This is a genomic window from Amycolatopsis sp. WAC 04169, from assembly GCF_003947535.1.
Lineage (GTDB): Bacteria > Actinomycetota > Actinomycetes > Mycobacteriales > Pseudonocardiaceae > Amycolatopsis > Amycolatopsis keratiniphila.
This window is the reverse complement of sequence record NZ_QHJI01000011.1, coordinates 147,914-172,670: the sequence shown is the minus strand read 5'-3', so window position 1 is coordinate 172,670 and position 24,757 is coordinate 147,914. Positions and strand designations below refer to the sequence as shown.

The window sequence follows — 24,757 nt, the reverse complement described above, 5'->3', positions numbered from 1 at the left end:
ATTCACACCTTCAGTCAACGCACCTTGGCGAGCCCTTCAACGGCCTTGGCGATGCCCTTCTTGTCATAAGCGCCGGTCGGCATGGTCGCCGCATGCGCGTGACGGACCACCCCGTCCCGGTCGAACAGCACACTGCCCGACTGCTGCAGCAGCTTCTTCCCCAATCCGAAGGCCTCGTGCGGCGTAGCGCCCCGACCGGTGACCACCCGGAACGGCACCCCGCGCTTCGCCCGCCACGCCTTGGCCTCCGCCCGGTCCTCCGGGACCGCGACCAGCACCCGCACGTCGGCGGCGGCCAGCTCCTCCGCACGCCCCACGAGATCCTTCACATGGCCGTTGCACACCGGGCACGATGTCGACCGCATGAAGTAGATCAACACGTTGCCCGTGCCACGGAACTCCGCAAGCCGCACGGCCTGCCCGGACGTGTCCTCCAGAACGACATCAGGCACCGTGGAACCGATTTCGAGCATTGAAGACTCCTCAACAGAAGGTCAGGAAGAGGGGATGTCGAGAGAGGCACGGACCGCCGCCCGCGCGCGATGCAGCCGGGACTTCATCGCGGCCGGGCTCAGCCCGAGCGCGCCGGCCACCGCACGGCCCGAATGGCCCTGGATGTCACGCATGATCAAGACGCGACGCTGATCGGCGGGCAACTCGGCGATCGCCGCGGCCACCCGCTGCGCCTCCAGCCGATCCAAGGCGTCCTCTTCGGCCGACACCATCACCACGGAATCCGCCAGATCGTCACCACGCCACGCCCGGCGCGCCCGCCGGAGACATTCGTTGCGCACGATCCGGAACATCCACGACGCCAGCGCACCGGTCGCCCGCAGCGAACCGATCTTCCGATACAGGATGATCAGCGCCTCCTGCGCCGAATCCTCCGCGTCCTCCGGCGAAGCACACAACGACCGCGCGAACCGCTGCACATGCGGATGGGAACCCGAAACCAAAGCGGCGATGGCGGACGCGTCCCCGCCCTGCGCCGCCACGATCAGCGAATCCCGCGGCCAATCGGCCTCCACGACGAACCTCCTCCCGCGCCGGGCTTGTCCCGGCCCTTACAAGAGCCGGGAACCACACAAAAGGATTCAGCCCCTCCCACGTGACCCCGCTCACCCCAGCCGGCGCACCACGAACCCCACGCCACCCGATGGCATGATCGCCGCTATGACATGGACCGCCCCCGAGGTGACCCGACCGTCCGGCGACACCGCCGCCGACGAGCGGATCCTCCTGCCCTCCCTGCTGACCTGGCACCGCAGCACCTTCCTCCACAAGCTGGCCGGTCTCACCGGAGAACAACTCGCCACGGCGTCGGTCCCGCCGTCGAACATGACCCTCCTCGGCCTCGTCCGGCACCTCGCCAAGGTCGAACGCTTCTGGTTCCGCCTGCGCTACGCCGCACAGGACATCGAACCCCTCTACGACCCCGCCCTCGGCAAGGACCACGACTTCGAAGTCCTCGACGCCGCTAAAGCCGAAGAGGCCTACGACATCCTCCTCGAAGAAATCCGGCTGGCCGACGAGGCCGCCGCCGAAGGATCCCTCGACGACACCTTCGACCTCGGCGGAAACCCCTTCTCACTCCGCATGCTCTACCTCCACATGATCGGCGAATACGCCCGCCACAACGGGCACGCCGACCTCATCCGCGAACGCGTCGACGGCCACACGGGAGCCTGACCATGGACTACGGATTCATCGGCGCGGGGGAGATCACCGCCGCCATCGTCGAGGGCCTCAGCAAGGACATCACCGACCCGCCACGGATCTTCCTCTCACCGCGCAGCCGCAGCGTCGGACAAGAACTCTCCGCCCGCTTCGCCAACGTCGAAGTCCGCGACAGCAACCAAGCCGTCGTCGACAGCGCCACGACGATCATCCTCGCCGTCCGCCCGCCGATCGCCGAAGAAGTCCTCCGCGACCTCACCTTCCACCCCGAACACGTCCTGATCAGCGCCCTCGCCGGCGTCCCCCTCGACCGGCTGCGCGACTGGGCCGCCCCCGCCGGCGAGGTCGTCCGGAGCATCCCGCTGCCGCCCGCCGCACGCCGCCAGAGCCTCACCGCGATGTACCCCGACAACCCCGAAGCCCGCGACCTCTTCGACAGCATCGGCGGCAGCGTCGTCCCCGCCGCCGAGAAGGACCTCGACATCTTCAGCGGCGCCACCGCCACCTTCGCCGCCCACCTCGACTACCTCGGCACCATCGCCGCCTGGATGACCGACCAGGGCATCGACGACACCACCGCGACCGCCTTCACCAGCCACATCTTCGGCCAGCTCGGCCAATCCCTCGCCGAACAGAACGGCTCCCTCGAAACCCTCACCGGCAAACACATGACCCCCGGCGGGCTCAACGAACAATTCCTCACCGACCTGCGCACCAACGGCGTCCCCGACACCGTCCGCGAGGCCCTCGACGGAATCCTCACCAGACTGCGGGACAAGTGACCATCATCGACAAACTGCGGGCGGCCGGGTGCGTCTTCGCCGAAGACGAAGCCCGGCTCCTCACCGCCGAAGCCCGCACCCCGGCCGAACTCGACACCATGGTCCAACGCCGCATCGACGGCGAACCACTCGAAGTCATCCTCGGCTGGGCCGGATTCCACGGACTCCGCATCGCCGTCGAACCCGGCGTCTTCGTGCCACGGCAACGCTCCGAACTCCTCGTCCGCCACGCCGTCACCCTCGCCGGACCAGGAGCGATGGTCCTCGACCTCTGCTGCGGAACCGGCGCACTCGGCGCCGCCATTGCCGCCGAACTCGGCGAAATCCGGCTCTACGCGGCCGACATCGAACCCGCCGCCGTCCGCTGCGCACGCAAGAACGTCGCCCAAGCCGGGGGAGAGGTCTTCGAAGGCGACCTGTACGCACCACTTCCCGCATCGCTACGAGGCCGCGTCGACATCCTGGTCGTCAACGCCCCGTACGTCCCCACCGACGCCATCGCGATGATGCCGCCCGAGGCGCGAGACCACGAACCCCGCGTCGCGCTCGACGGCGGCCACGACGGCGTCGACGTCCACCGCCGGGTCGCCGCCGAAGCCCTCCACTGGCTCTCACCAACCGGGCACCTGCTGATCGAAACCGGTGAAAGCCAAGCCGCGAGCACCGCGGAAGCCATGGCACACAACGGTTTGACTCCCGAAGTGATCACCGACGAAGAGCTGTACGCGACGATTGTTGTCGGTGCCCGGGTCTAGGGTCGCCGCCGTGACCGACTACCTCCAAACAACCCGCACCGCCTACGACACGGTCGCGGCCGACTACGCCGAACTCCTCCGCGACCACCTCGCCGGATCCACCTGGGACCGAGCCGTCCTCGGCGCGTACACCGAGCTCGTCCAGGCCGCCGGCGGCGGCCGCGTCACCGAAATCGGCTGCGGAACCGGCCGCATCACCGAGTACCTCCACCAGCTCGGGCTCGACATCCACGGCGTCGACCTCTCTCCGGGGATGCTCGCCGTCGCCCGGAAGTGGTACCCACATCTGGACTTCCAGCTGGGGGAGATGCCCGGACTGTCCCTTGAGGACGGTTCACTCGCCGGCGTCGTCGCCTGGTACTCCATCATCCACACCCCGCGGGAGCGACTGCCGGAGATCTTCGCCGACTTCCACCGGATCCTCGCCCTGGGCGGCCATCTGCTGCTCGCCTTCCAGGTAGGCGACGAAGTACGCCACATCGAGCACGCGTATGGCCACGACATCTCCTGCGACGCCTACCGGCTGGCGCCAGAGAAGATCGCCGCACAACTGGGGGAGGCCGGCTTCAGTCTGCTCTCCACCCTCGTCCGCGAGCCGTCCGGGGAGTTCGAAAACACCCCACAGGCCTACCTGATCGCCCGCAAGCAGTAGGTCAAGGACGCCGCGCCTCGACGAGCCAGGCCGCCGAGCCGTAGAAAACGCCCCGGTCGGCCTGGTGCTCGGCGAGATCCGCACGCAGAGCCTGGATGGCACCGTCCCGCGCGGTGTCATCCAGGTCGTCCAACCGCCCACCGTGCTGCTCGACGATGAACTCGGCCGCGTCGTCGACGTCCGCACCGAAGTACATCGGCTTGTTCACCGCCGTGCACTCGATGTCGACGTACCCGGCGGAGGTCAGCAACTCTTCGATCTCCCGGGGATCGCTGAGCGCGAGATCCGCCGACGGAACCTCACGGCCCGCCGCGAAGATCGTCCGGAACGTGGTGATCCATTCGTTGAGCCGCAACGGCTGCCACGTCAGCAGGACCAGACGGCCACCCGGCCGGGTCGCCCTGGCCAGATTGCCGAACGCGGCCAGGGGAGTACCGAAGAACATCGAGCCATGCCTGCTGATCACCACGTCGAACGACGCCTCGGCGAACGGATGGACCTGCGCGTCCGCCTGCTCGAACGCGACGTTGGGAACACGCTCCTCCTCGGCGAGCCGTCGAGCGACACCGAGCATCTCACTCGAGAGATCGACACCCAGCGCCGAACCCGCGACGGCCAGCCGGGCCGCGTCCCGCGTCGTTTGACCGGCACCGCAACCTACGTCGAGGACCCGATCCGCCGACTGGACATCGGCCGCGGCGAAGAAGAGATCCCGGTACGCGGCGACACCGTCGTTGAAACGCTGCGCGCGCTTCGCCCACAGCGAGCCGTCGTCCCCGTCCCACGCCTTCAACATCCGCTCGTTGGACGGATCGACACGCACAGCGGTGCTATCGGACATTTCGGCAACCCCCAGAATCGGTATCCGGGGACGACCCTAGCGCGACCCGTCAGCGGAACGCGGCGACATTCCTGGCGGCCCACTCGGCGAACGACCGCGGTGCGCGACCGAGCACCCGCTCCACATCCGGACTCACCCGCAACTCGGCCGGAGTCGGCGAACCGATGATGTCCAAGGTGTCGTCCGCGAGCTCCGCCGGCATGCTCAGGACCATCCTCTCCTTGGCCTCGTCCCGCGTGAGCTCGTTAAAACGCACCGGCGAGCCCAAAACGTCAGCGAGGGCCGCAGCCTGCTCGCGTGGTGTGATCACCGCCGGACCGGTCAGCTCGTACACCTCACCGAGATGCCGGTCGTCCACCAAGCAAGCGGCCGCGACCTCCGCGATATCCGCCGGATCGACGATCGGCACCCCGGTGTCCCCGAACGGAGCCGCGACCACCTGCCGCAAGCGAACGGACTCCGCCCACCACAACGCGTTGGAGGCGAAACCACCCGGCCGCAGAATCGCCCAGTCCAAACCGGACTCCCGCACCGCGTCCTCCAGCTCACGCATCGCGATCCGCGTCGTGCCGAACGGCCTGGTCGCCACACCCAACGTCGAGAGCAGGACGACCCGGCGCACCCCGCTCGCCGCCGCCAAATCGATGATGTCGGCCGGGTTCGCCCCGACGGCATGCAGATCACCGGAAAGCAGCAGGAACAACGCCTTCGCCCCGGCCAAGGCGGGTGCGAGCGTGGCGGGCTCCGCCAGATCGGCCACCACATGCCTGCCGCCGGACGGTGCCGCCGAGGCGTGCCGCGACACCGCCGTCACCTGCTCGCCGGCCTCCGCCAAGGCCCGCGTCAACGGCTTACCGATGTTCCCCGTAGCCCCGGTCACCACGATCATGGCCAACTCCTTCGCTCGATCTTCTCGTGGCGACGACGCTAGGGATCCGGGCTAACCTTTCGTAAGTACATACCCAGAGGTAAGCTTCTCCCATGGCAGGAGGCGCGCAGTTCACACCGCCCGACACCGAGGTGCGGTATGAGGTGTTTCACACCGACTGCGCCGCGCGCGACGTGGTCGGCCACGTCACCAGCCGGTGGGGGATCTGGGTACTGATCTCCTTGCAGCGCAACGATCTCCGCTTCTACGAGCTACGCGAGAGCATTCAGGGGATCAGCGAGAAGATGCTCGCCCAGTCCCTGCGCGCACTCGTCCAGGACGGCCTGATCTGGCGACAGGTCGAGCCCACGACGCCGCCACAGGTCACCTATGGGCTGACCGAGTTCGGTCGGGAGGTCAGTGAGCCGCTGGTCGAATTGTTCGATCGGGTCACCCGACGAGTGGCTCCGGCGGCAGGGTGATGTTGAACATCCAGGAAATCCCGAACTTGTCCACCAACGCCCCAGCGTCGTCACCCCACAGCTGTTTCTCCAGAGGCATCATCACGGTGCCGCCGACGGACAACTTCTCGAAGTATTCGCGAAGTTGTCCGTCGCCGCCGAGATAGACAGCGACGTTGTTGCCAGGGGAGTGGGGCACGTCCTCGACCTGGCCATCGACGTCGCAGGCCATCAGCGTTTGTCCGTCCGCGGTGTCGAGCTGAGCGTGCATCACCTTGTCAGCGGCAGGGGAGTCGGGCGAACCGAAATCCGCGATCGTACGGGTTGAGCCGAGATTCCATGACAGGACCATTCCACCCAATACGCGACATCTTGTGCCGTGTATCAGCCGAGGCCCCAGTAGGTCAGCCAAGCATCCAGCGCCGGCCCAGGCGGGTTGAGCCGACGAGCCCGGGCGGCGTTGTCCTCGTCCTCGGGAACGACCTCGGCCAGTATCAGGATTTCCCCGCGAGCCTCGCCGGCGCCGAACAGTCCTTCGTCGGCCAGCCTGTGCAGCGCCGTCTCCATCGCACGCAGTCGAAGGTCGAACTCGGCCTCGGAGGCTTCGTCGTCGAGGTCGTATACCGCCGGCCGGGCGGCGAACAGATCGCGGACCGGCTTCAGGTGGTTCTCACCCAAAATCGAGAACGGCGAATCGGCGTAGGAGTAGCGGACCTCGGCAGCGTCGGTTCGCTGAGCCAGCGCTTCGTGCGACCAGGCCGACAGTGCCGGACCGAACGCTTCGCCGGGCGTTGTCAGCGTGACGTAGTAGAAGGTGTGGCCGGGGTTGTCGCGGAACAGGTTTGTGACAGCCGCACGGGTGGCCGCGGTCAAGGCGTCAGCGAGGTCGGCTTCGGTCGGGGTCATGGGGGCATCGAACCACATACCGCTTACTTGACATAATGTACATTATCGGCACTTTGGACGACCTGGATAACGACGGTCGAGAGGGGCCTCCAGGGCGGGCTGAAAGCGTCCTTCACCGCATGTCGCGCAGCGAAAGCGTCCTTCGTCGCGTCCGACGCAGGCATGACTCCCTACCGTTCTCTCTGCGGCGCCGACGTCCTGAGGCTCCAGGGCGCCTCAGGACACCCCCGAGGGCGAAGAACCGATGTCCGATCACTCGACCTCAATACGTCACTGTGACGAATCGATCCGGGCGTCTCGGGGTGAAGATGATCAATGGAGGCGTCAGTCGCGGGCAGATCCCGCCGAGTCGGCCAGGTCGACGATGTCCGCAGCCCTTGGGTCCGGATGTGTCATGAAAGGGTCGTTCAGGACGAAAAACGTCAGGAATGACCCTTTCATGACACCTCAGAGGCCGACGGGAGGGTCGAGATCCCCCGCGAGGGGTTTCCGGACCCATCATTCCGTTTCATGCATAATCACTATTATGCATGAAACGGAATATAACCCAGTGTAAGACTGTCGGTGCCATGCGGTACAAGATGTTCATGAGGGTTTCCGAGGCACAGCAAGCCTTTTTCGCCGCACGTCGTCCCCGTAAGGATTCTCCTCACACCACCGACGCCTACCGCCGCGACCTCGCCGGCATCACCGCTCTTTTGCTCCGCGAGCTGGACCGCTCCCCTGACGACCTCATGGTCGAGATGCTTACCGCCCAGGCACTTCGCAACGCCTTCGGCGCCTTCGCCGACACCCACGCGAAGAGTTCGGTCCTGCGTGCGTGGTCGACCTGGAACCAGTTCCTCACGTTCTGTGTGTCCGACGGGCTGCTCTCGGGCAATCCGATGGGCGCCGTCGCGCGGCCGAAGGCGCCTCCGTTGACGCCGAAACCCTTGCGGGGCGAGGAAACCCCGGAGCAGTTGCTCGCGGCCGCGGCCGACGGTGCGCGCCGGACCCGGGATCCGTGGCCGGAGCGGGACGTCCTGGTGATCGCGCTCGGGCTGGTCGCCGGGCTGCGTGCCGCGGAGATGCGGGCACTGACGGCGCGGTCGCTGGTCGGCCGTCAGGGCGAGATGCGGTTGCACGTCCACGGCAAGGGAAGCCGGGACAGGTCGATCCCGGTGCAGCCGATCATGGAGAAGATCATCGAGGAGTACCTCGCCTCCTGTCGCCGCCGGTTTCCGCAGCAGCGGTTCGGGCCCTCCACTCCCCTCCTCCGGGATCGTGCCGGCGAGCCGATCGGCCGGGGCGCGCTGGAGTATCTGGTCAAGTCCTGCTACCGGTGGGCGGGCCTGCACGACAGGGTGCCGGTCGGGGCGAACCTCCACGCGTTGCGGCACACGTTCGCCACCCGGCTGGCGGAGGACGGCGCGACCGCGTCGGAGATCATGGCGCTGCTGGGGCACGCGAGCCTGGCGACCAGTCAGAACTACATCGAGGCGACCGGTCGTGAGCAGCGGGCGGCGGCCGCGAGCAACCGGACGTACCGGGCGCTGGACGGGATCGTGTAGGTCAGCGGAGTTGTTCGAGGTCCTTGGCGGCCTGGGCGATTTCGCCCGCCAGGCTGCGGAGTTCGGCGACGGAGGCGCCGTCGTCGGCCGCGGTGACGACGTCCTCCGCGGCGCAGCGGAGCTGGAAGAGCCGGTCCTGCAGGGTGGCGATCTCGGTGTCGGAGAGGACGACGGCGTCTTCGGGGAGGCCGCTGCGCTGCAAGGCGGTTCGCCGTTCGTAGGCCCGCTGGCGGCACGATTGCCCACAGTAACGGCGGCGCCTGCCGACGTTGCCGCCCTGTTCGAGGCGCCTGCCGCACCATCCGCAGTGTTTGGGTGCCCCCGCGCGGCGTAGCTCGGACACCTCTTCGGCGGACGTCTTCGGGTGTTCGGCCACTTCCCTCACGGTTCAGACCCTAGCTGGCCACCCGACGATCATGCCGGGGCCACGACCGAAGTGCACACTAGTGGGGTGCCGACACTGTTTCCGTACCTCGCCGATCCGCTTCCGCGTGCCTTCGCCCATCGGGGCTGGCACCTCGGTGACCTGGAAGGACTGGAGAACTCGTTGCCCGCCTTCCAGCAGGCGGTGACGGAGGGCTACCGCTATCTCGAGACGGATGTGCACGCGACGTCGGATGGCGTGGTGGTCGTGCATCACGACGCGGCGTTGGACCGGACGACCGATGGCACCGGGTTGATCTCGCAGCAGACGTGGGCCCAGCTGCGGACGGTCAAGATCGGCGGGCGTGCGCCGTTGTCGCGGCTGGAGGACGTGCTCGAGGAGCTGCCGGAGGCACGGTTCAACATCGACGTGAAGTCGAACGACGCGGTGGAGCCCTTCGTCCGGGCGATCGAGCGGTCGGGTGCGCATGACCGGGTGGCGGCGGCGTCGTTCTCCGACGCGCGGTTGGCGCGGATCCGGAAGCTGGCTGGGCCGAAGCTGGTGACGGCGATGGGGCCGCGTTCGGTGGCGGTGATGTGGGCGAACGGGTTCTTGCCGCTGTTCTCGCTGCGGGCGTTGTCGCGGGGTGCGATGGCGCAGGTGCCGGTGCGGCAGGGCCGGTTGAAGGTGGTGGACCGGGCGTTCCTGCGGCAGGCGACGCGTGGGGGTTTCGAGGTGCACACGTGGACGGTGGACGATCCGGCGGAGATGCGGTTGCTGCTGGATCTGGGGGTGCACGGGATCGTGACGGATCGGCCGGATCTGCTGCGTGAGGTGCTCCGGGAACGCGGCGCTTGGCCGTCCTGACCCGCGTTTAGTCCTCTAAATGCGCTCACACGCATTTAGAGGACTAAACGCGAGGGATCAGCGGGGTGGTTTGCCGTTCCAGGCGGCGTCCCAGGTCTTGGGGCCGAGCCGTCCCGAGTCGTTGATGCCGTTGGCGCGCTGGAGGGCGAGGACGGCTTCGCGGGTTTTGTCGTAGTAGCAGCCTGTTCCGGTGAAGCCGTAGCCGAAGGCGTTCATCCGTAGCTGGAACTGCTTGAGCGGGACGGCGCAGTCGCCGTAGGCGTAGACGACGCCGGGCCAGGCGGGTTTGGGGCCGCCGGGCGGAGCGGGCGGGGTGGGCTTCGGCTTGGGTGCGGGCGGCGGGGCGGGCTGTCCTCCCCCGCCGATGTAGGCCGATTCGGCGTAGGACGGGACGCGCTTGCTGCGGGCGTCGCTGTCGTTGCGGAAGCCGAGTTTGCCGGCGCATTCCCAGGGTTGCCAGCCGCGCATGCGGTACAGGTAGAGGGCCCGGTAGTCCTGTTCGCGGGGAGCGGCCTGGTCGGGTCGTCCTTGGCCGCCGACGCTGCGCCAGGTGGGCAGGTCGAACTGGTAGGCGCCGTAGTAGCCGTTGCCGGTGTTGATGTTGTAGCGCCCGCTCGATTCACACATGCGGAGCTTGGCCCAGTAGGAGCCGTGGGGATCCGCGGCGGCGGATCCGGTGGTGGCGATCTGCAGGCCCGTCACGGCGAGGGCGAGCAGGAGCGTTCTCGCCACTACGCGGTGTGCTGTGCGAAGGCGATGGGTCCTCATGAGCGGAACAGTAAATACAGGACACTTGCTTCACAAGAGTCACAGCTCGCTCACCAGCCTCACACGAAACACACGGGGACCGTGGCAGCGACACGCCGACGATGGCCGAGAAGGTGTCCGGGAAGGGTTCGTCTCGCGTCGAAACGAACACGGTCCGGACTCGTGCCGGACACGTGGGTGTGATCGCCAGTAGTCTCCCGCTGACCTCGACGTTCTCGACTTCAGGAGCTGTGCATGACGGTGGCCGTGACCCGTGAACGCAAGCGGGTGTGGCGGGCTTGGTACCTCTACGACTGGGCCAATTCGCCGTTCTATTCGTCGGTGATCACCGTCTTCGGAGCGCTCTATTTGAGTGAGATCGCGTCCGCGGACGCGAAGGCGAATTTCACCCTTAACGGGGACAGGGCGTGCACCGATTCGAGTGGAGCTTCGAGCACCCTGCAGAGCTGCGACGTCTCGTTGTTCGGGTTGCAGTTCCCGGCGGGGTCGCTGTGGGGATATCTGCTGTCGGTCGCGACGGTGACCCAGGTGCTGGTGCTGCCGATCGCCGGTGCGATCGCGGACCGCAGCAGGCACAAGCGGCGGATCCTCGGCGGGTTCGCGTTCCTGGGTGCGGTGGCGTCGGCGCTGATGTTCTTCATCGCGGGGACGAACTGGGAGGTCGGGGTCTGGACGTTCATCCTGGCCAACATCGGTTACGGCGGCGCGCTGGTCGTCTACTACTCGTTCCTGGTGGACATCGCGGAGCCGGACGAGCGGGACGCGGTGTCGTCGAAGGGGTGGGCGTTCGGGTATCTGGGCGGTGGCTTGGCGCTGGCACTGCAGCTCGGGTTCTTCCTCGGACACGAGGCTTTCGGGGTGAGCGAGTCGCTCGCCGTCCGGATCTGCTTCCTGACGTCGGGGATCTGGTGGGCGGTGTTCACGTTCCCGGCGGTGCGGGCGCTCCCCCAGACTCACGTGCCGAAGTCGAGTGAGCGGGGCCTGTCGGTGTTGACGGCGGGGTTCAAGGAGCTGAAGCGGACGATCAAGGACGCGCGGGCCTATCCCCTGACGCTGGCGTTCCTCGGGAGCTATCTGGTCTTCACCGACGGGATCACGACGGTGGTGGCGGTGTCGGCGCAGTACGGCAAGGACGAGCTGAAGTACAGCACCCAGGTGCTGATCGTCACGATCCTGGTGATCCAGTTCCTGGCGTACGCCGGCGCGATGATCCATGGTGCGATCGCGGCCAGGATCGGGGCGAAGAAGACGATCTTGGGCAGCCTGGTGGCGTGGGTGGCTGTGCTGTGTTTCGCGTTCTTCATCGAGGCCGGTCAGCCGCTGCAGTTCTACGCGGTGGCGGTCGGTATCGGGCTGGTGCTGGGTGGGACGAACGCGTTGTCGCGGTCGTTGTTCGGGCAGATGATCCCGGAGGGCAAGGACGCGCAGTACTTCTCGCTGTACGTGGTCGGTGAGCGCGGGACGTCGTGGCTCGGTCCCCTGCTGTTCGCCGCGGTCGGGCAGATCACCGGCTCGTTCCGGTACGCGATCATCGCGCTGGTGATCTTCTTCGTGCTCGGTTTCGTGTTCGTGTGGCTGGTCCCGGTGCGCCGGGCGATCGAGGCGGCGGGTAACCGACCACCGGCGGTGCTGTGACGGCGGAGCGTGCCGATAGGGTCGGGCGTCGTGACCGTACTGAAGGAAAGTGGCCCGGATCCCACGGACGCGTTGTCGTCGGTGCCGGTGGCGGGTTCACGGCGGGGTGTGCCGGTCGTCGGGAAGTTGAAGTTCTGCTACGGGCCGATGGACTGCGGGAAGTCGACGCTGGCGTTGCAGATCGACCACAACCACGCGCGGCAGGGTCGTCGCGGGATGGTGCTGGTGCGGCATGACCGGTCCGGGGAGCCGCAGATCACCAGCCGGATCGGGTTGACGCGCAAGGCGATCGAGGTGGGGAACGAGACCGATCTGCGGTTGCTGGTGCGTGAGCAGTGGGCAGCCGGGCGGCATGTGGACTACTTGATCGTCGACGAGGCGCAGTTCTTGTCGCCCGATCAGGTGGATCAGCTGGCTGAACTGGCCGATGACGTCCAGATCGACGTGTACTGCTTCGGGATCGCGACGGATTTCCGGAGCATGTTGTTCCCGGGGGCCGCGCGGTTGTTCGAGCTGGCGGACGAGTTGCAGCCGGTGCAGGTCGAGGTGTTGTGCTGGTGCGGGCAGACGGGGCGGTTCAACGCGCGGGTTTCCGACGGTGAGGTGCTGCGGGCCGGGGACACCGTGGTGGTCGCGGATACCGAGCAGGCGCTAGTTGAATCTTCACCGGCATCACGTTCCGAGGGTGAGTCGACCACGGTCCGTTATCAGGTATTGTGCCGTCGGCACTTTCGACTGGGCGACCTGGGGCCCACCTCAGCCCAACACGGTCAGTTACGGTTGACGTGACAGGCGTACTACTAGCCCATCTGGGGGATATCCGCACCAAGATGGCCGTATTGACGTCACGCCAGAGCGCGAAACCACTCCTACTAGGAGAAGCTGTTGCCACCGGGTGACACAGCTCATCGTGAGCAAGGACATGCTGTCCAGGGAATCTCTTGGGCCTCATCGTCGTTGCATAGGGTGAGCATCACCCTGGCTCCACCCGGAGCTGACTGAAAGGACCCCCATCATGGCCGACCGTGTTCTCCGTGGAAGCCGGCTGGGAGCGGTCAGCTACGAGACCGACCGCAACCACGACCTCGCGCCTCGGCGCACCGTGCGCTACGCCTGCCCCAAGAACCACGAGTTCGAGGTGCCCTTCTCCGACGACGCCGAGATCCCCTCGGTGTGGGAGTGCAGGCTGCACGGCAGCGAGTCCGAGATCGTGGACGGCGGGCAGCCGGAGCAGAAGAAGGTCAAGCCCCCGAGGACGCACTGGGACATGCTCCTGGAGCGCCGTTCGATCCCGGAGCTCGAAGATCTGCTCAACGAACGTCTCGCCGAGCTGAAGGGACGCAGGACCACCCGGTCCGCCTGACGCACGGCACAAGTAGCTAGCCCCACCACGAACCGGCGAAGCCCCCGCGACCTCCCTCCGCGGGGGCTTCGCCGTGTCTCGGGGATGTCAGGAAAGGGCCGTTCAGGACAGGAAACGTCAGGAACGACCCTTTCCTGACATCCCGCGGCCGATCAGGCGGGGAGCAACCCGGCGCCGAGGGACATCAACGCGTCGCGAAGGCGCCCTAGGTGTTCCGGCGGCGATTCGAGGAGCGGAAGCCGCACCGTCGCGTGCGGGATGACGCCGAGTTCGGCCAGTGCGGCCTTGGCCATGATCGCACCCTGCGAGGTACGCATGACGGCCTCAGCCAGCGGAAGCAACGCGGCGTTGAGCGATCGCGCGGTGTCGAGGTCTCCCCCGCGTACGGCGGCGATGAGTGCGGCGTTGCGGTCGGCGACGGCGTTGCCCACGACGCTGACCAGGCCTGTGGCGCCGGCGGCGAGGTAGGGCAGGTTGAGTTCGTCGATGCCGCAGTAATAGGCCAGCGGTGTGTGCGCCATGACGGTCATCGCTTCGAACAGGTCACCCTTGGCGTCCTTCACGGCCCGGATCCTGGGGTGGCTGGCGAGTTCGATCAGGGTGGCCGCTTCCATGGCCGTCCCGGTGCGGGCCGGGACGTCGTAGAGCATCACGGGCAGGTCGGTGGCGTCGGCGACCGCCTGGCAGTGCGCCACGATCCCGGCCTGTGTCGGCTTGGAGTAGTAGGGGCAGACGAGCAGGAGCGCGTCGGCGCCTGCCGCCTCGGCTTCCTTCGCGCGCCGGATGCAGGCGGTGGTGTCGTAGGTGCCGACTCCGGCGATCACGCGCGCCCGGTTACCGGCGTGGTTCGCCACGGTGCGGACGAGCCGTGCGGATTCGGTGTCGGTCAGGGTGGGTGACTCTCCGGTGGTGCCGCCGACGACGATGCCGTCGCACCCGGTGTTCAGCAGGTGGTCGACCAGGCCGGTGAGGCCGGGTTCGCTGAGCGCGCCGCCGGGCTCCATCGGGGTGACCATGGCGACGAGGTTGGAGCCGAAGGGTGTCATGCGGTCGATCCTCTCGGCGCCGATACCGGCGGTCCAGCGATGGTTTTTGAACGATATTGCGTAGCCTGACTTCATGATCGAGGTCGGGGCTCTGCGGGCACTGCGGTCGGTGGCCGCGTTGGGGACGTTGGCGCGGGCGGCGGACGAGCTGGGTTTCACGGCGTCGGCGGTGTCGCAGCAGATCAAGCGGCTGGAACGCCAGATCGGGATGCCGGTGCTCGCTCCGGCCGGCCGCGGCGTCGTGCTGACTCCGGCGGGCCAGGCCGTCGTCGACTCCTCGCTGGAGGTGTTCCAGGCGCTCGAACGGTGCGCCGAGGCCGCTCAGTCGGTCGCGGAGGGCGCGCCGCGCGGGGTCTTGCGGGTGGCCGCGTTCTCCACCGGTATCCGCGGCCTGCTCGCCCCGGTCCATCCCCGGCTCCTGACCCGCTACCCCGAGCTCCGGCTGCACATCACCGAGCAGGACCCCGATCAGGCTCTGCATTCGGTCGAGGCCGGGACCGCCGGCCTCGCGCTCCTGCATGACGCCGACGGCCTGCCGGTCCCGCTGTCCCCTGCGTTGTCACGGCGCCTGGTGCACACCGACCTCGGTGACGTCGTCATGGCCGAGACTCATCTCCTGGCGCGGGCCGAGCCGCCGCTGGACGGCACGGACCTGGCCGGGCACGCGTGGGTGACCAGTCCACCCGGCACGGTCTGCCACCAGTGGTTCCGGCGCGTGTTCGCCGGCCTTCCCGAAGAACCCGACGTGCGGCATCTGGTCGACGACTTCTCCACACAGCTGTCGCTGGTCGCCTCAGGTGAGGTCGTCGCGTTGATCCCCCGGCTGGCTCGCCCGCCGTTGGCCGAAGGTCTCGTCGCCCGGCCGCTGCGGCGCCCGCCGACGCGCGAGGTGCACGCCGCGTGGCGCCGCAGTGCCGAGTCGAGTCCCGCGATCCGGGCGGTGCTGGCGGAGCTGGGGGCGGCTCGGTCAGCTGGGGTACATGCTGGTCACGTTGATGAACGTGCCGGTGATCCCCATGGCGTCGTCGGAGGCGAGGAACGCCAGCGTGGCGGCGACCTCGGCGAGGCGCGGTGAGCGTTTGGTCAGCCGGGCCTCGGTGAGGCCGTCGAGGACGTTCTGCACCATTTCGGGGGTCGCCGGCAGCTGGTTGTTCACCGCGGAGAGTTTCTCGGGCGTGAAGGTTTCCGGGATACCCGCGACCCAGATGCCGAGCGCGCGGACGCCGTGCGGTCCGATCTCGACGGCGAGATTGCGGATGAAGGTGTCCAGCGCGGCGTCGATCGAGCCCGTGGCGCCCATCATCGGGCTGCCGTGGGCGGAGCCGCTGTCGAGGGCGAGGATGGCGCCGGAGCCCTGGGCGACCATGTGCCGGGCGGCGGCCCGTGCGGTGATGAAGTTCGTGGTGATGCCGTCGGTGATCGGGCGGACGTAGTCCTCGACCGACATCTCCACGAGCGGGATGCCCTGGATGTCGCCACGCGGGACGAGGTTGAGCGAGACGTCGATGCTGCCCGCCTCGGCCACGACGGAAGCCGCGTGCGCGTGGACCGCGGCTTCGTCGAGGCCGTCGACGACGGCGACTTCGGCCTGTCCCCCGGTCTCCTTGATCTCGCCGGCGAGCTTCGTCAGTGCCGGTTCGTGGCGGCCGGTGAGGAAGACGCGGGCTCCGCGCGCGGCGAACTCCTTGGCGACGCCGTTGCCGATCGCTCCGCCGGCGCCGTAGATGATCGCGTTCTTGTTCTGGAGGCTCATGGGTTTTCCTTCCGCGTTGTCGGTTACGACGGTTGAGACGCGGAAGGCGCGGAGATCTCATCGGTCCTCAGGTCAGCGTCAGGGGTAGCCCGAACGCGGGGAACAGATGCGGCTCGAACGCGGTGATCTCGGCGATCTTCCCGTCTTCGATGCGCAGCACGTCGAGCACCTGTGCCCGGTAGATCCGGGTGCCCGGCCGTCGGACGTAGCCCGCTGCGGCGGGAAGCCCGTTGGCCACGGCCGGAAGGTGTTTCCACTCCCCGAAATACGTCGGCGAGGCGGGATCGAGGGATTGGGCGACGAACTCGAGGAAAACGTCGCGGCCGGAGAACCACAGCGGATTCGGCGGCATCGTGACCAGCACGTCCTCCCTGAGCAGCTCGGCCATGACCCGGCTGTCCCCGTTGGCGGTGGCGGCGGCCATGTAGCGCCGCAGGATCGCCTGCTCCTCCTCGGTCGGTCGCACGGTCTTGGCCCAGTCGGTGCGGCGTTCCGGCAGGCGTTCGCGCAGCGTGGGGCGTGCGCGCTGAAGGGCGCTGGTGACCGAGGCGACGCTGGTTTCCAGCAGGTCCGCAGTTTCGGCGGCCGTCCAGCCGAGGACGTCGTTGAGGATCACCACGGCCCGTTGTTTCGGCGGGAGGTGCTGGATGGCGGCCAGGAAGACGAGCTCCATCGTTTCCCTGGTCTCGGCGATCTCCGCGGAGTCGTCCGGGAACGGCTGCAACCAGGGCAGGAACTGCGGAGGTTCGCCCTGTTCGACGTCGGGCAACGGGTCGTAGGGGCGTGGGACCCGTTTGTTGCGGCGCAGGAAATCGAGGCAGGTGTTGGTCGCGATGCGGTAGAGCCAGGCGCGGAAACTCGACCGGCCTTCGAACCCTTCGCGACCGCGCCACGCCCGCAGGAATGTCTCCTGGACCAGGTCTTCCGCGTCGTCGTAGGACCCGACCATGCGGTAGCAGTGCACGCGCAGCTCTCGCTGGTGCTCCTCGATCCTCCCGGCGAAGGTGACCTCGTCGACGGTTTCCGTCACGGGCTCCGATGTGACGTTTTCGTCCTTCGTCCGCAGTGCCAGTTGAGCGATCCGCCGCAGCTTGCCGACACCGGAGGTGAGGGAGGTGAGATCGGTGAGGAACTCCTCCGGCGGCTGAGGTGCCAGCCGGTTCGCGACGCGGCCGATCTCGGCGATGAGGGTTTGCACGTCGGGGGCGGGGTCGCGCCGTGACCGGTAGGCCCGCTGGCGGCACGCGGCCGAGCAGTAGACGGCCGTACGCCCGCGCGAATCCGCCTTCGACGGCAGCGGGCCTCCGCACATCCCGCAGACCTTCCCGGTCACGGCTCACCTTCCCCCGAAAACGTCACATTCGATCAAGTGACGCATTATGCGGCTTGATACCCCGGGATGTCCTCGACTCGGTGATAGACGTCGAGCCCGCGGGACAGGGCGATGGCGACGTCCTGGTCGGCGCCGGTGGATTCGCCCGGCAGCCGCAGGACGGCGTCGCAGTGGTGCAGGAGCCGGTCGGCCGTCGGGTACATGACCTCCTTGGCGACCGGATCGGCGACGGTCTTCCCGCCCGCCCCGCGCAGCACCGGCAACGCGACCCACTCGCCGATCATCGGCACGTGCCCGCTGCGGAAGATCGGCCAGGCGGCCTCTTCGAGCCGGGCGAGGTTGCGGGCGAGAAGTTCGGGGTCGTCGCCGGTGCCGGAGCGGAACGGCCCGGCGATGAGGATCATCAGAGGTTTGCTCATGCGGCAGAGCATAATGTGCAACAATCTGCAGGAACAAGGAGGAACGTGCACATGTTGGCTGCGCAGCGACGAGACCTGCTGATGGAACGACTCAAAACCGAAGGCCGGATCGTGGCCAAGGATCTCGCCGCCGAACTCGGCGTGTCCGAGGACAGTATTCGCCGTGACCTGCGAGAACTCGCCGACGCCGGACTCTGTCAACGCGTCTACGGCGGAGCCTTGCCGGTCTCGCCAGCCACCGCGGACTACGCGACGCGTATGGCGGTCAGCGTCGCAGGCAAGGAACGGATCGCGAAACGTGCAGCAGCGTTGATCCGGCTCGGCTCGACGGTCATCCTCGACGGCGGGACCACCGCGCTCGCGCTGGCGAAGGCGCTCCCTGTCGATCTCGAAGCGAAGATCGTCACGCACAGTCCCACGGTCGCGGCCGCGCTCGTCACGCATCCGAAGGTCGAGGTGTTCCTGATCGGCGGCCGGCTCTTCAAACACTCCGCCGTCACCTGTGGAGCGGCCGCGGCGGAGGCGGCGATGGGGATCAACGCCGATCTGTTCTTCCTCGGCGTCACCGGGGTGCATCCCGAAACCGGGCTCACCACCGGCGACTCCGACGAGGCCGCGATGAAACGCACCCTCGCCAAACGGGCCGCCGACACCTACGTGCTGGCCAGTTCCGAGAAGATCGGCGCGGCCTCGCCGTTCACCGTGCTCCCCCTGTCCGACGTCGCGGGCGTGATCACCGACGCGGCGCCGGACGAGCCGACGGTGAAGGAACTGGGGAAACTCGGGCTGAGCGTGCTGGGCGTCAGCCCTTCTTGGCCAGCCCGCGAAGCTGCTGCCAGCGACGCTTGACGCCCCACAGTCCCACCAGGACGATCGCCTCGCGCACGACCGAGCCGCTCATCTTCGACTGGCCGACCTCACGTTCGGTGAAGGTGATCGGCACCTCGACGACCTCGAACCCGGCGAGCGCCGTGCGGAACGCCAGGTCGATCTGGAAGCAGTAGCCGCGCGAGGCGATCTCGTCGAGCGGGAGCTTTTCCAGCACCGTGCGGCGATACGCGCGGAAGCCCGCGGTGATGTCCTTGATCTTCGTGCCGAGCGCGACCCTCGCGTAGAAGTTCGCCATCCAGGACAGCGCCTTGCGCTGGAACGGCCAGTTCACCGTGCTGCCACCGGGAACGTAGCGGGAGCCGATGGACAGATCCGCGTCCTCGAGCGCGGCCAGCACCCGGGGCAGGTCCTCCGGCGCGTGCGAGCCGTCGGCGTCCATCTCGACGATGGTGGCGTAGTCGCGGGAGAGCCCCCAGCGGAATCCCGCGACGTACGCGGCACCGAGGCCGGCCTTCTCGGTCCGGTGCATGACGTGGATCCGCTCGTCGGCCTTCGCGAGTTCGTCGGCGACGTCACCGGTGCCGTCCGGGCTGCCGTCGTCGACGACGAGGGCGTGCACGTCCGGGAGTGCCTTGAGCAGACGTTCCAGGATCGGGCCGATGTTGTCCCGCTCGTTGTACGTCGGGACCACCACCAGCACCGGGTCGATTCCCTGGGCCCCCCGCGGCGCCTGCGCCATCCGCTTTTCCTCCGTGTTCCGGCGGGTCAGCCCGCCGCTTCCCTCGTTGCCTTGGCGGCGCTCGCGCGCCGGGTGCGGAAACGGAGCACGTACCCGCCGGTAACCCCGGCGATCGCCAGGGCCAGCAGTCCGTACTCCGTCGTCACACCGAGTAGATCCGACAGCGTAGTCTGCTGCCTCAGCGGTACGCGCCCCACCAGGGAGTCTGCGGTGAACAGGCTGGTGGAGGCCGTGATCGAACCGTCGGGAGCGACGATCGCGCTGACCCCGCTGGTGGCCGAAACGATCACCGCGCGCCCATGCTCCACCGCCCGCAGCCGCGACATCGCCAGCTGCTGGTAACTCATCTCCCCCGGCCCGTACCAGGCGTTGTTGGTCGGCACGACGAGCAGTTCCGCGCCGTCGGCGACCGATTCCCTCGCCGGGTAGTCGAACGCGGTCTCGTAGCAGATGAAGACGCCGACCCTGGTGCCCGCGACCGACAGCGCGGCGTTGGCGCCGTCACCCGGTGTCATGTTCGCCACGCTGTCGACGAACGGCGTCACCAGCTTCGCGACCTCACGGGCCGGGACGTACTCGCCGAACGGGACCAGCTGCTGCTTGGCGTAGCGCTGGCCGGGGCCGGTCGCCGGATCCCAGACCAGCGCGGAGTTCTGGGCGGTGCCGTCGGGCAGCCGGACCAGCGCGCCGATGATCGCTTGCGTGCCGTAGTCGCGGACCATCTGATCGACGCCGGCGTCACCGGTGCGCATGGCCATCGCGGTCTCGGGCCACACCAGCAGGTCGACCTTGGTGTTGCTCGCCTTCAGCTTTTCCAGCAGGCGTGCGCTCTCGGCGAGGTGGTTGTTCCGCAGTTCGTCGCGGCGGCCTTCCAGCGCCAGGCCGATGTCCGGGGCGTTGCCCTGCACCGTGGCGACGGTGAGTTCGCCGTCCTGGGCCTCGGTGCCGATCGTCGGCCACACCGCGAGACCCGCCACCACCGGCACCAGCGTCACCGCCGCCGCGGCCACCAGGGACCGTCGCGGATCGGCGCCCCTCAGCCGCAGGCACAGCGCCGCGAGCCCGAAACCGGTCGCCACGACGGCGAGACCCACCAGCGGAGCTCCGCCGATCGAGGCCAGCGAGACGAAGGCGCCCTCGGGCTGGCTGAACGCCACCCGGCCCCACGGGAAACCGCCGAAGGGGAACCAGGCCCGCGGTGTCTCCAACGCGATGATCACCAACGCGGCCCACAGTGGTCCGAGCGGCAGCCGCCACACCACGGTGGCGAACGCGCCGCCGAAACCGAGGTACACCGACAGCGCCATCGACAACGCGATCCACGGCCACGGCCCGAAGCCCGGGCCGAGGAAGTCCAGCAGCCACGTCAGCAGCGGCAGGAAGAACCCCATCCCGAACACGAACGCGTAACCGAACGCGCCCCGGAACCGGCGTCCGTGCACCACGAGGGCGAAGCCGGTGAACGCCAGCGGCGCGAGCCACCACAGCGGACGCGGCGCGAAACTGAGGTACAGCGAGAAACCCGACGCCGCGGCGACGAGGAAACGCAGGAGCCAGGCGCGGGAGAACCGCTTCCGGGGCACCGCTTCGGGGTCCGGATCGGTCACGGTCGAGGGCACTCCTGAACCCTAGGCCGTGCGGGTGAACACATCGTGGATGACCTCTCCGTGGCGCACCGTGCGCAGGCACCGGGGCAGCGTCGCCCCTTCGGCCAGGTTCGGCAGTGGGGGCACCCCCGCGCGCGGGTCGGTCGACCAGCGCTGCACCCGCGAGTCCGGCGTCGCGACGACGAGGTCTTCGGCGTCCCAGATCGCGTAGTGCGCGGGAGCGCCCGGGACCAGGCTGCCGGTGACACCGTCGTTCACCCCGGCGGCTCGGTGCCCCGCGCGGGTGTGGGCGGTGAAGGACGCGCGAGCGGACAGTCCCGAACCCGGCGTGCGGTGATAAGTGCCGGCGCGGACGGTGGCCCACGGGTCGACAGGCGTGACGGGAGCGTCGGAGCCGAAGGCGAGCAGGAGCCCTTCGGCGGCCATGGCGGCGAAGGGGTTGAGCTTCGGGGCTCGTTCGCTGCCGAGACGGTCGACGTACATGCCGTGCTCGCCGCCCCATTCCGCGTCGAACTGCGGCTGGACCGACGCGACCACACCCCAGCCGGCGAGCGCCTTCGCCTGGTCGGCGTCGATCATCTCGACGTGCTCGAGCCGGTGGTGCCGGGCTGCCAGCGCGCGACGGCCGACGGTCTTCTCCGCGAGCCGGAATCCTTCGACGACCTCGGCGACGGCGGCGTCGCCGATGACGTGGAAACCGGCCTGCAGTTGGGCCTCGGTGCAGGCGGCGACGTGCTCGGCGATGGCGGCCGCGTCGAGGTAGAGCGTTCCGGAGGTGCCGTGGGCGTCGGCGTACGGCTCGTGCAGCGCGGCCGTGCGCGAGCCGAGCGCGCCGTCGACGAACAGGTCGCCCGCGACTCCCCTGGCGCCGAGCGCGCGGGCGGTCTCGACTCCGCCGCGCTCGCCCCAGTAGCCGACGACCTCCGGCAGTCCCGGTCCGGACGCGAGCGTGAGCAGGTCGGTGAGGTCTTCGGCGCCGGAAATGTCCGGACCCGCGCATTCGTGGACGCTCACGACACCGCGCGCGGCGGCTTCGGCGAGGAACGCGCGCTGGGCCTCGCGGCGCTGCTGCGGGGTGATCGCGTCGCGCATCGTGGCGCGCGCGAGGTGGTGGGCGTCGCGGGTCAGCGGTCCGTCGGCCGACCAGCCCGGCGCCTCGTGCACCCCGGTGGCCAGCGCGACGAGGGCGCTGGAGACGAGCGCCGAGTGGACGTCGACCCGGCTCAGGTACACCGGGGCGCCGTTCGCGGCCTCGTCGATCTCGGCGCGGCTGGGCAGCCTGCCGTCGGTCCAGCGGGATTCGTCCCAGCCGTGCGCGACCAGCACCTGGCCGGGGCGGACGGCGTCGCGGACCGCGGCCAGGAGTTCGGCGGCACCGCGGACGTTCGCGAGGTTCAGCCCGGTGAGATGCAGGCCGGTCGCGGTGGCGTGGACGTGCGCGTCGACGAAGGCCGGGGCGACGAAGGCGCCGTCGAGGTCCACCGGTTCGGCGTCGGGATGCAGGGCTTTGGCCGGGCCGTCCTGTCCCACCCAGACGACGATGCCGTCGGTGATCGCCATGGCGGTGGCGTCGGGAGCCGAGGGGCTGTAGATGCGCCCGCCGAGCAGGAGTGTCGTTCGCGCGTTCGTCACCCTCCTGAGTTTGCAGCGTGCGGACGACCACCTGACCGGCGGGTCGGGGAGATTTCGACACACCACGCAGGACAGGAATATTTACGTCTTCCGAACGATGTGACAGGATATTTTCACGCGTTTCCGACGACGAGGAGTACAAGTGACTGCGATCCAGGAACCGACCTCGCCGGTGGCCGCCTACGATCAGCCCTACGACTACACCCGGGTCGAGCTGATCGAACCCGACTGGCGCCGCTTCCCCGGCTGGCACGACGTGACCGAGGCAGAGTGGCGCGACGCGCAGTGGCAGCGAGTGCACTGCATCCGTAACGCCAAGCAGCTGCGCGCCCTGATGGGCGATCAGCTGGAGGAGCGCTTCTACGAGGACATGCTCGCCGACCAGCGCGAGATGGCCACGATGTCGATGCTCCTGCCGCCGCAGATGATCAACACGATGGCGCCCAACGCGGGCACGGACCCGGCGAAGGTGACCGAGGCCTGGTACGCCGACCCGATCCGCCGCTACATGCTCCCGGTGCGCAGCGACCGCGACACCGAGTGGCCGAGCCACCCGCACTCCGAACGGGACTCGCTGCACGAGGCGGAGATGTGGGTCGTGGAGGGGCTGACCCACCGCTACCCCACCAAGGTCCTCGCCGAGATGATCTCCACCTGCCCCCAGTACTGCGGGCACTGCACCCGGATGGACCTGGTCGGCAACTCCACCGAACAGATCGAGAAGCACAAGCTCTCGCTCAAACCGGTCGACCGCCAGGACGCGATGATCGAGTACCTGAAGAAGACCCCCGGCGTGCGTGACGTCGTGGTCTCCGGCGGCGACGTGGCGAACGTGCCGTGGCCGCAGCTGGAGTCGTTCCTGATGCGGCTGATGGACATCGACACCGTCCGCGACATCCGGCTCGCCACCAAGGCGCTCGCCGCACTGCCGCAGCACTGGATCCAGCCGAAGGTCGTCGAAGGCCTCGAACGCGTCGCCGGCACCGCTCAGCGCCGCGGCGTCAACCTCGCGATCCACACCCACGTCAACCACGCCCAGTCGGTGACCCCGCTGGTCGCGGAAGCCGCCAGGACCGCGCTCGACGTCGGCGTCCGCGACGTGCGCAACCAGGGCGTGCTGATGAAGGGCGTGAACGCGACCCCGGCCGACCTGCTGGACCTCTGCTTCGCGCTGCAGGGCGAGGCGAACATCTTGCCGTACTACTTCTACATGTGCGACATGATCCCCAACGCCGAGCACTGGCGGGTTTCCGTGCACGAGGCGCAGGAACTGCAGCACGCGATCATGGGCTACCTGCCCGGTTACGCGACTCCGCGGATCGTCTGCGACGTGCCGTATGTCGGGAAGCGCTGGGTGCACCAGCTTGCGGAGTACGACCGGGAGCTCGGGATTTCGTACTGGACCAAGAACTACCGCACCGGGATCGAGCACGAGGACCCGGAAGCCTTGCAGCGGCGGTACCCGTACTACGACCCGATCTCGACGCTGCCCGAAGCCGGTCAGCGTTGGTGGCGGGATCAGCCGAAGGCGTAAGCGTCCGGGACGGCTTTGAAGTACGTGAAGGCCCCCTTCATTGCGTCTAGCGCAGTGAAGGGGGCCTTCACGCACGGCGCCTGTGATCGCTGAGGCCGCCGGTGCACCTGCGACGACCTTGAAGGTAGTGAAGGCCTCCTTCACTACCTTCAAGGTAGGTAAGGAGGCCTTCACGGACTTGGCCCGCCATCAGCCGCGGCCGAAATCCGGAAGGCACGGCACGCATTCCCCGCCGATCTCCGACCGGAATCCCCGGCACTCAGCGAAGATCTTTCCGCGCGAGTGTCCTATGTGGCCGGACAAGGCGCCGTCTTGACGGACCACGGATCGGGATCTACTCTTCTCCCTTCAGACAGGCACAGACGAAGAGCCAC

The 24,757-nt window shown here is 68.2% G+C and carries 28 protein-coding genes; 13 read left to right on the top strand and 15 right to left on the bottom strand.

Translation table 11 applies throughout. The features are described from left to right. Positions 1–14: 14 nt before the first annotated feature. Both DMC61_RS30265 and DMC61_RS30260 read right to left on the bottom strand, forming a co-directional pair. Complete coding sequence (locus DMC61_RS30265; protein ID WP_125693387.1) at positions 15–473, bottom strand: peroxiredoxin; 459 nt, start codon at positions 471–473, stop codon at positions 15–17. A gap of 21 nt (positions 474–494) precedes the next feature. Next, on the bottom strand, positions 495–1,028 hold the full coding sequence (locus DMC61_RS30260) for an RNA polymerase sigma factor (protein ID WP_125693385.1): 534 nt from the start codon (positions 1,026–1,028) through the stop codon (positions 495–497). 145 nt (positions 1,029–1,173) lie between these two features. Between DMC61_RS30260 and DMC61_RS30255 the strand changes: the two genes are divergently transcribed. From DMC61_RS30255 to DMC61_RS30240, 4 genes are read left to right on the top strand one after another with little or no spacing between them, the layout of a single operon-like run. After that, entirely contained in the window at positions 1,174–1,689 is a 516-nt protein-coding gene (locus DMC61_RS30255) for a DinB family protein (RefSeq protein WP_016334308.1), read from the top strand. A gap of 2 nt (positions 1,690–1,691) precedes the next feature. Further along, on the top strand, positions 1,692–2,459 hold the full coding sequence (locus DMC61_RS30250) for an NAD(P)-binding domain-containing protein (protein ID WP_125693383.1): 768 nt from the start codon (positions 1,692–1,694) through the stop codon (positions 2,457–2,459). Further along, positions 2,456–3,214 (top strand): putative protein N(5)-glutamine methyltransferase, encoded by a 759-nt coding sequence (locus DMC61_RS30245; RefSeq protein WP_125693381.1) that lies wholly within the window; start codon positions 2,456–2,458, stop codon positions 3,212–3,214. Before DMC61_RS30250 ends, DMC61_RS30245 begins: the two co-directional genes overlap by 4 nt. A gap of 10 nt (positions 3,215–3,224) precedes the next feature. Further along, on the top strand, positions 3,225–3,866 hold the full coding sequence (locus tag DMC61_RS30240) for a class I SAM-dependent methyltransferase (protein ID WP_125693379.1): 642 nt from the start codon (positions 3,225–3,227) through the stop codon (positions 3,864–3,866). 1 nt (position 3,867) lies between these two features. Here DMC61_RS30240 and DMC61_RS30235 read toward each other — a convergent pair whose 3' ends face one another. Next, the gene (locus DMC61_RS30235) at positions 3,868–4,707 is read right to left on the bottom strand and encodes a class I SAM-dependent methyltransferase (RefSeq protein ID WP_125693377.1); all 840 of its coding nucleotides are present in this window, start codon (positions 4,705–4,707) and stop codon (positions 3,868–3,870) included. 49 nt (positions 4,708–4,756) lie between these two features. Next, the gene (locus DMC61_RS30230) at positions 4,757–5,596 is read right to left on the bottom strand and encodes an SDR family oxidoreductase (protein ID WP_125693375.1); all 840 of its coding nucleotides are present in this window, start codon (positions 5,594–5,596) and stop codon (positions 4,757–4,759) included. Between the two features lie 92 nt (positions 5,597–5,688). Between DMC61_RS30230 and DMC61_RS30225 the strand changes: the two genes are divergently transcribed. Beyond that, positions 5,689–6,057, top strand: a complete 369-nt coding sequence (locus DMC61_RS30225) for a helix-turn-helix domain-containing protein (RefSeq protein WP_125693373.1) — start codon at positions 5,689–5,691, stop codon at positions 6,055–6,057. Here the strand turns inward: DMC61_RS30225 and DMC61_RS30220 are convergent. Further along, a complete protein-coding gene (locus DMC61_RS30220) occupies positions 6,026–6,388 on the bottom strand; it encodes a VOC family protein (protein ID WP_199750141.1) in 363 nt (120 codons plus the stop codon). The two genes, DMC61_RS30225 and DMC61_RS30220, sit on opposite strands and share 32 nt — an antisense overlap. A 32-nt stretch (positions 6,389–6,420) precedes the next feature. Then, positions 6,421–6,960, bottom strand: a complete 540-nt coding sequence (locus tag DMC61_RS30215) for a DUF4303 domain-containing protein (RefSeq protein WP_125693371.1) — start codon at positions 6,958–6,960, stop codon at positions 6,421–6,423. A gap of 551 nt (positions 6,961–7,511) precedes the next feature. On the opposite strand from DMC61_RS30215, the gene DMC61_RS30210 reads away from it, so the two are divergent. Then, complete coding sequence (locus tag DMC61_RS30210) at positions 7,512–8,492, top strand: tyrosine-type recombinase/integrase (protein ID WP_125693369.1); 981 nt, start codon at positions 7,512–7,514, stop codon at positions 8,490–8,492. 1 nt (position 8,493) lies between these two features. On the opposite strand, the gene DMC61_RS30205 is transcribed toward DMC61_RS30210, so the two are convergent. Further along, entirely contained in the window at positions 8,494–8,877 is a 384-nt protein-coding gene (locus tag DMC61_RS30205; protein WP_007034383.1) for a hypothetical protein, read from the bottom strand. A 66-nt stretch (positions 8,878–8,943) separates the two neighbouring features. On the opposite strand from DMC61_RS30205, the gene DMC61_RS30200 reads away from it, so the two are divergent. Continuing rightward, positions 8,944–9,723: a glycerophosphodiester phosphodiesterase gene (locus DMC61_RS30200; protein WP_125693367.1), complete on the top strand. Its 780-nt coding sequence runs from the start codon at positions 8,944–8,946 to the stop codon at positions 9,721–9,723. A 57-nt stretch (positions 9,724–9,780) separates the two neighbouring features. On the opposite strand, the gene DMC61_RS30195 is transcribed toward DMC61_RS30200, so the two are convergent. Then, positions 9,781–10,455, bottom strand: a complete 675-nt coding sequence (locus DMC61_RS30195) for a transglycosylase family protein (protein ID WP_199750140.1) — start codon at positions 10,453–10,455, stop codon at positions 9,781–9,783. 270 nt (positions 10,456–10,725) lie between these two features. Here DMC61_RS30195 and DMC61_RS30190 point away from each other — a divergent pair, with 270 nt between their 5' ends. From DMC61_RS30190 to DMC61_RS30180, 3 genes are all read left to right on the top strand, one after another. Continuing rightward, entirely contained in the window at positions 10,726–12,126 is a 1,401-nt protein-coding gene (locus DMC61_RS30190) for an MFS transporter (RefSeq protein WP_125693363.1), read from the top strand. Between the two features lie 30 nt (positions 12,127–12,156). Beyond that, the gene (locus DMC61_RS30185; RefSeq protein ID WP_125693360.1) at positions 12,157–12,915 is read left to right on the top strand and encodes a thymidine kinase; all 759 of its coding nucleotides are present in this window, start codon (positions 12,157–12,159) and stop codon (positions 12,913–12,915) included. Between the two features lie 226 nt (positions 12,916–13,141). Then, complete coding sequence (locus DMC61_RS30180; RefSeq protein ID WP_005151365.1) at positions 13,142–13,489, top strand: RNA polymerase-binding protein RbpA; 348 nt, start codon at positions 13,142–13,144, stop codon at positions 13,487–13,489. Positions 13,490–13,641: 152 nt separating this feature from the next. On the opposite strand, the gene dapA is transcribed toward DMC61_RS30180, so the two are convergent. Next, positions 13,642–14,535, bottom strand: coding sequence for a 4-hydroxy-tetrahydrodipicolinate synthase (gene dapA, locus DMC61_RS30175; protein ID WP_125693358.1), 894 nt, complete (start codon positions 14,533–14,535; stop codon positions 13,642–13,644). A gap of 73 nt (positions 14,536–14,608) precedes the next feature. Between dapA and DMC61_RS30170 the strand changes: the two genes are divergently transcribed. Beyond that, positions 14,609–15,610, top strand: a complete 1,002-nt coding sequence (locus DMC61_RS30170) for a LysR family transcriptional regulator (protein ID WP_125693356.1) — start codon at positions 14,609–14,611, stop codon at positions 15,608–15,610. On the opposite strand, the gene DMC61_RS30165 is transcribed toward DMC61_RS30170, so the two are convergent. The 3 genes from DMC61_RS30165 to DMC61_RS30155 all read right to left on the bottom strand — a co-directional run bounded on the left by DMC61_RS30165 (position 15,503) and on the right by DMC61_RS30155 (position 18,040). After that, a complete protein-coding gene (locus DMC61_RS30165; RefSeq protein ID WP_125693354.1) occupies positions 15,503–16,288 on the bottom strand; it encodes an SDR family NAD(P)-dependent oxidoreductase in 786 nt (261 codons plus the stop codon). The genes DMC61_RS30170 and DMC61_RS30165 overlap by 108 nt on opposite strands. A gap of 67 nt (positions 16,289–16,355) precedes the next feature. After that, complete coding sequence (locus DMC61_RS30160; protein ID WP_199750139.1) at positions 16,356–17,621, bottom strand: sigma-70 family RNA polymerase sigma factor; 1,266 nt, start codon at positions 17,619–17,621, stop codon at positions 16,356–16,358. Positions 17,622–17,665: 44 nt separating this feature from the next. Next, positions 17,666–18,040, bottom strand: coding sequence for a DUF4406 domain-containing protein (locus DMC61_RS30155; RefSeq protein ID WP_228708280.1), 375 nt, complete (start codon positions 18,038–18,040; stop codon positions 17,666–17,668). Positions 18,041–18,091: 51 nt separating this feature from the next. Between DMC61_RS30155 and DMC61_RS30150 the strand changes: the two genes are divergently transcribed. Next, on the top strand, positions 18,092–18,889 hold the full coding sequence (locus DMC61_RS30150) for a DeoR/GlpR family DNA-binding transcription regulator (RefSeq protein ID WP_125693722.1): 798 nt from the start codon (positions 18,092–18,094) through the stop codon (positions 18,887–18,889). On the opposite strand, the gene DMC61_RS30145 is transcribed toward DMC61_RS30150, so the two are convergent. Genes DMC61_RS30145 through DMC61_RS30135 form a run of 3 tightly spaced genes read right to left on the bottom strand, consistent with a single transcriptional unit; the run spans position 18,843 to position 22,849 of the window. Beyond that, entirely contained in the window at positions 18,843–19,610 is a 768-nt protein-coding gene (locus DMC61_RS30145; RefSeq protein ID WP_016334326.1) for a polyprenol monophosphomannose synthase, read from the bottom strand. The genes DMC61_RS30150 and DMC61_RS30145 overlap by 47 nt on opposite strands. 26 nt (positions 19,611–19,636) lie before the next feature. Further along, positions 19,637–21,229: an apolipoprotein N-acyltransferase gene (lnt, locus tag DMC61_RS30140; RefSeq protein WP_125693352.1), complete on the bottom strand. Its 1,593-nt coding sequence runs from the start codon at positions 21,227–21,229 to the stop codon at positions 19,637–19,639. A gap of 9 nt (positions 21,230–21,238) precedes the next feature. Next, positions 21,239–22,849 (bottom strand): amidohydrolase, encoded by a 1,611-nt coding sequence (locus tag DMC61_RS30135; protein WP_125693350.1) that lies wholly within the window; start codon positions 22,847–22,849, stop codon positions 21,239–21,241. A gap of 142 nt (positions 22,850–22,991) precedes the next feature. Here DMC61_RS30135 and DMC61_RS30130 point away from each other — a divergent pair, with 142 nt between their 5' ends. After that, positions 22,992–24,383, top strand: coding sequence for a KamA family radical SAM protein (locus DMC61_RS30130; protein ID WP_016334329.1), 1,392 nt, complete (start codon positions 22,992–22,994; stop codon positions 24,381–24,383). Positions 24,384–24,757: the final 374 nt, after the last annotated feature.

Coding starts and splice junctions, on each gene's coding strand:
- DMC61_RS30265 (WP_125693387.1), bottom strand. CDS start 473: ATGCTCGAAATCGGTTCCACGGTGCCTGATGTCGTTCTGGAGGACACG.
- DMC61_RS30255 (WP_016334308.1), top strand. CDS start 1,174: ATGACATGGACCGCCCCCGAGGTGACCCGACCGTCCGGCGACACCGCC.
- DMC61_RS30250 (WP_125693383.1), top strand. CDS start 1,692: ATGGACTACGGATTCATCGGCGCGGGGGAGATCACCGCCGCCATCGTC.
- DMC61_RS30235 (WP_125693377.1), bottom strand. CDS start 4,707: ATGTCCGATAGCACCGCTGTGCGTGTCGATCCGTCCAACGAGCGGATG.
- DMC61_RS30230 (WP_125693375.1), bottom strand. CDS start 5,596: ATGATCGTGGTGACCGGGGCTACGGGGAACATCGGTAAGCCGTTGACG.
- DMC61_RS30225 (WP_125693373.1), top strand. CDS start 5,689: ATGGCAGGAGGCGCGCAGTTCACACCGCCCGACACCGAGGTGCGGTAT.
- DMC61_RS30220 (WP_199750141.1), bottom strand. CDS start 6,388: ATGGTCCTGTCATGGAATCTCGGCTCAACCCGTACGATCGCGGATTTC.
- DMC61_RS30215 (WP_125693371.1), bottom strand. CDS start 6,960: ATGTGGTTCGATGCCCCCATGACCCCGACCGAAGCCGACCTCGCTGAC.
- DMC61_RS30210 (WP_125693369.1), top strand. CDS start 7,512: ATGCGGTACAAGATGTTCATGAGGGTTTCCGAGGCACAGCAAGCCTTT.
- DMC61_RS30190 (WP_125693363.1), top strand. CDS start 10,726: ATGACGGTGGCCGTGACCCGTGAACGCAAGCGGGTGTGGCGGGCTTGG.
- DMC61_RS30180 (WP_005151365.1), top strand. CDS start 13,142: ATGGCCGACCGTGTTCTCCGTGGAAGCCGGCTGGGAGCGGTCAGCTAC.
- dapA (WP_125693358.1), bottom strand. CDS start 14,535: ATGACACCCTTCGGCTCCAACCTCGTCGCCATGGTCACCCCGATGGAG.
- DMC61_RS30170 (WP_125693356.1), top strand. CDS start 14,609: ATGATCGAGGTCGGGGCTCTGCGGGCACTGCGGTCGGTGGCCGCGTTG.
- DMC61_RS30165 (WP_125693354.1), bottom strand. CDS start 16,288: ATGAGCCTCCAGAACAAGAACGCGATCATCTACGGCGCCGGCGGAGCG.
- DMC61_RS30155 (WP_228708280.1), bottom strand. CDS start 18,040: ATGAGCAAACCTCTGATGATCCTCATCGCCGGGCCGTTCCGCTCCGGC.
- DMC61_RS30150 (WP_125693722.1), top strand. CDS start 18,092: ATGTTGGCTGCGCAGCGACGAGACCTGCTGATGGAACGACTCAAAACC.
- DMC61_RS30145 (WP_016334326.1), bottom strand. CDS start 19,610: ATGGCGCAGGCGCCGCGGGGGGCCCAGGGAATCGACCCGGTGCTGGTG.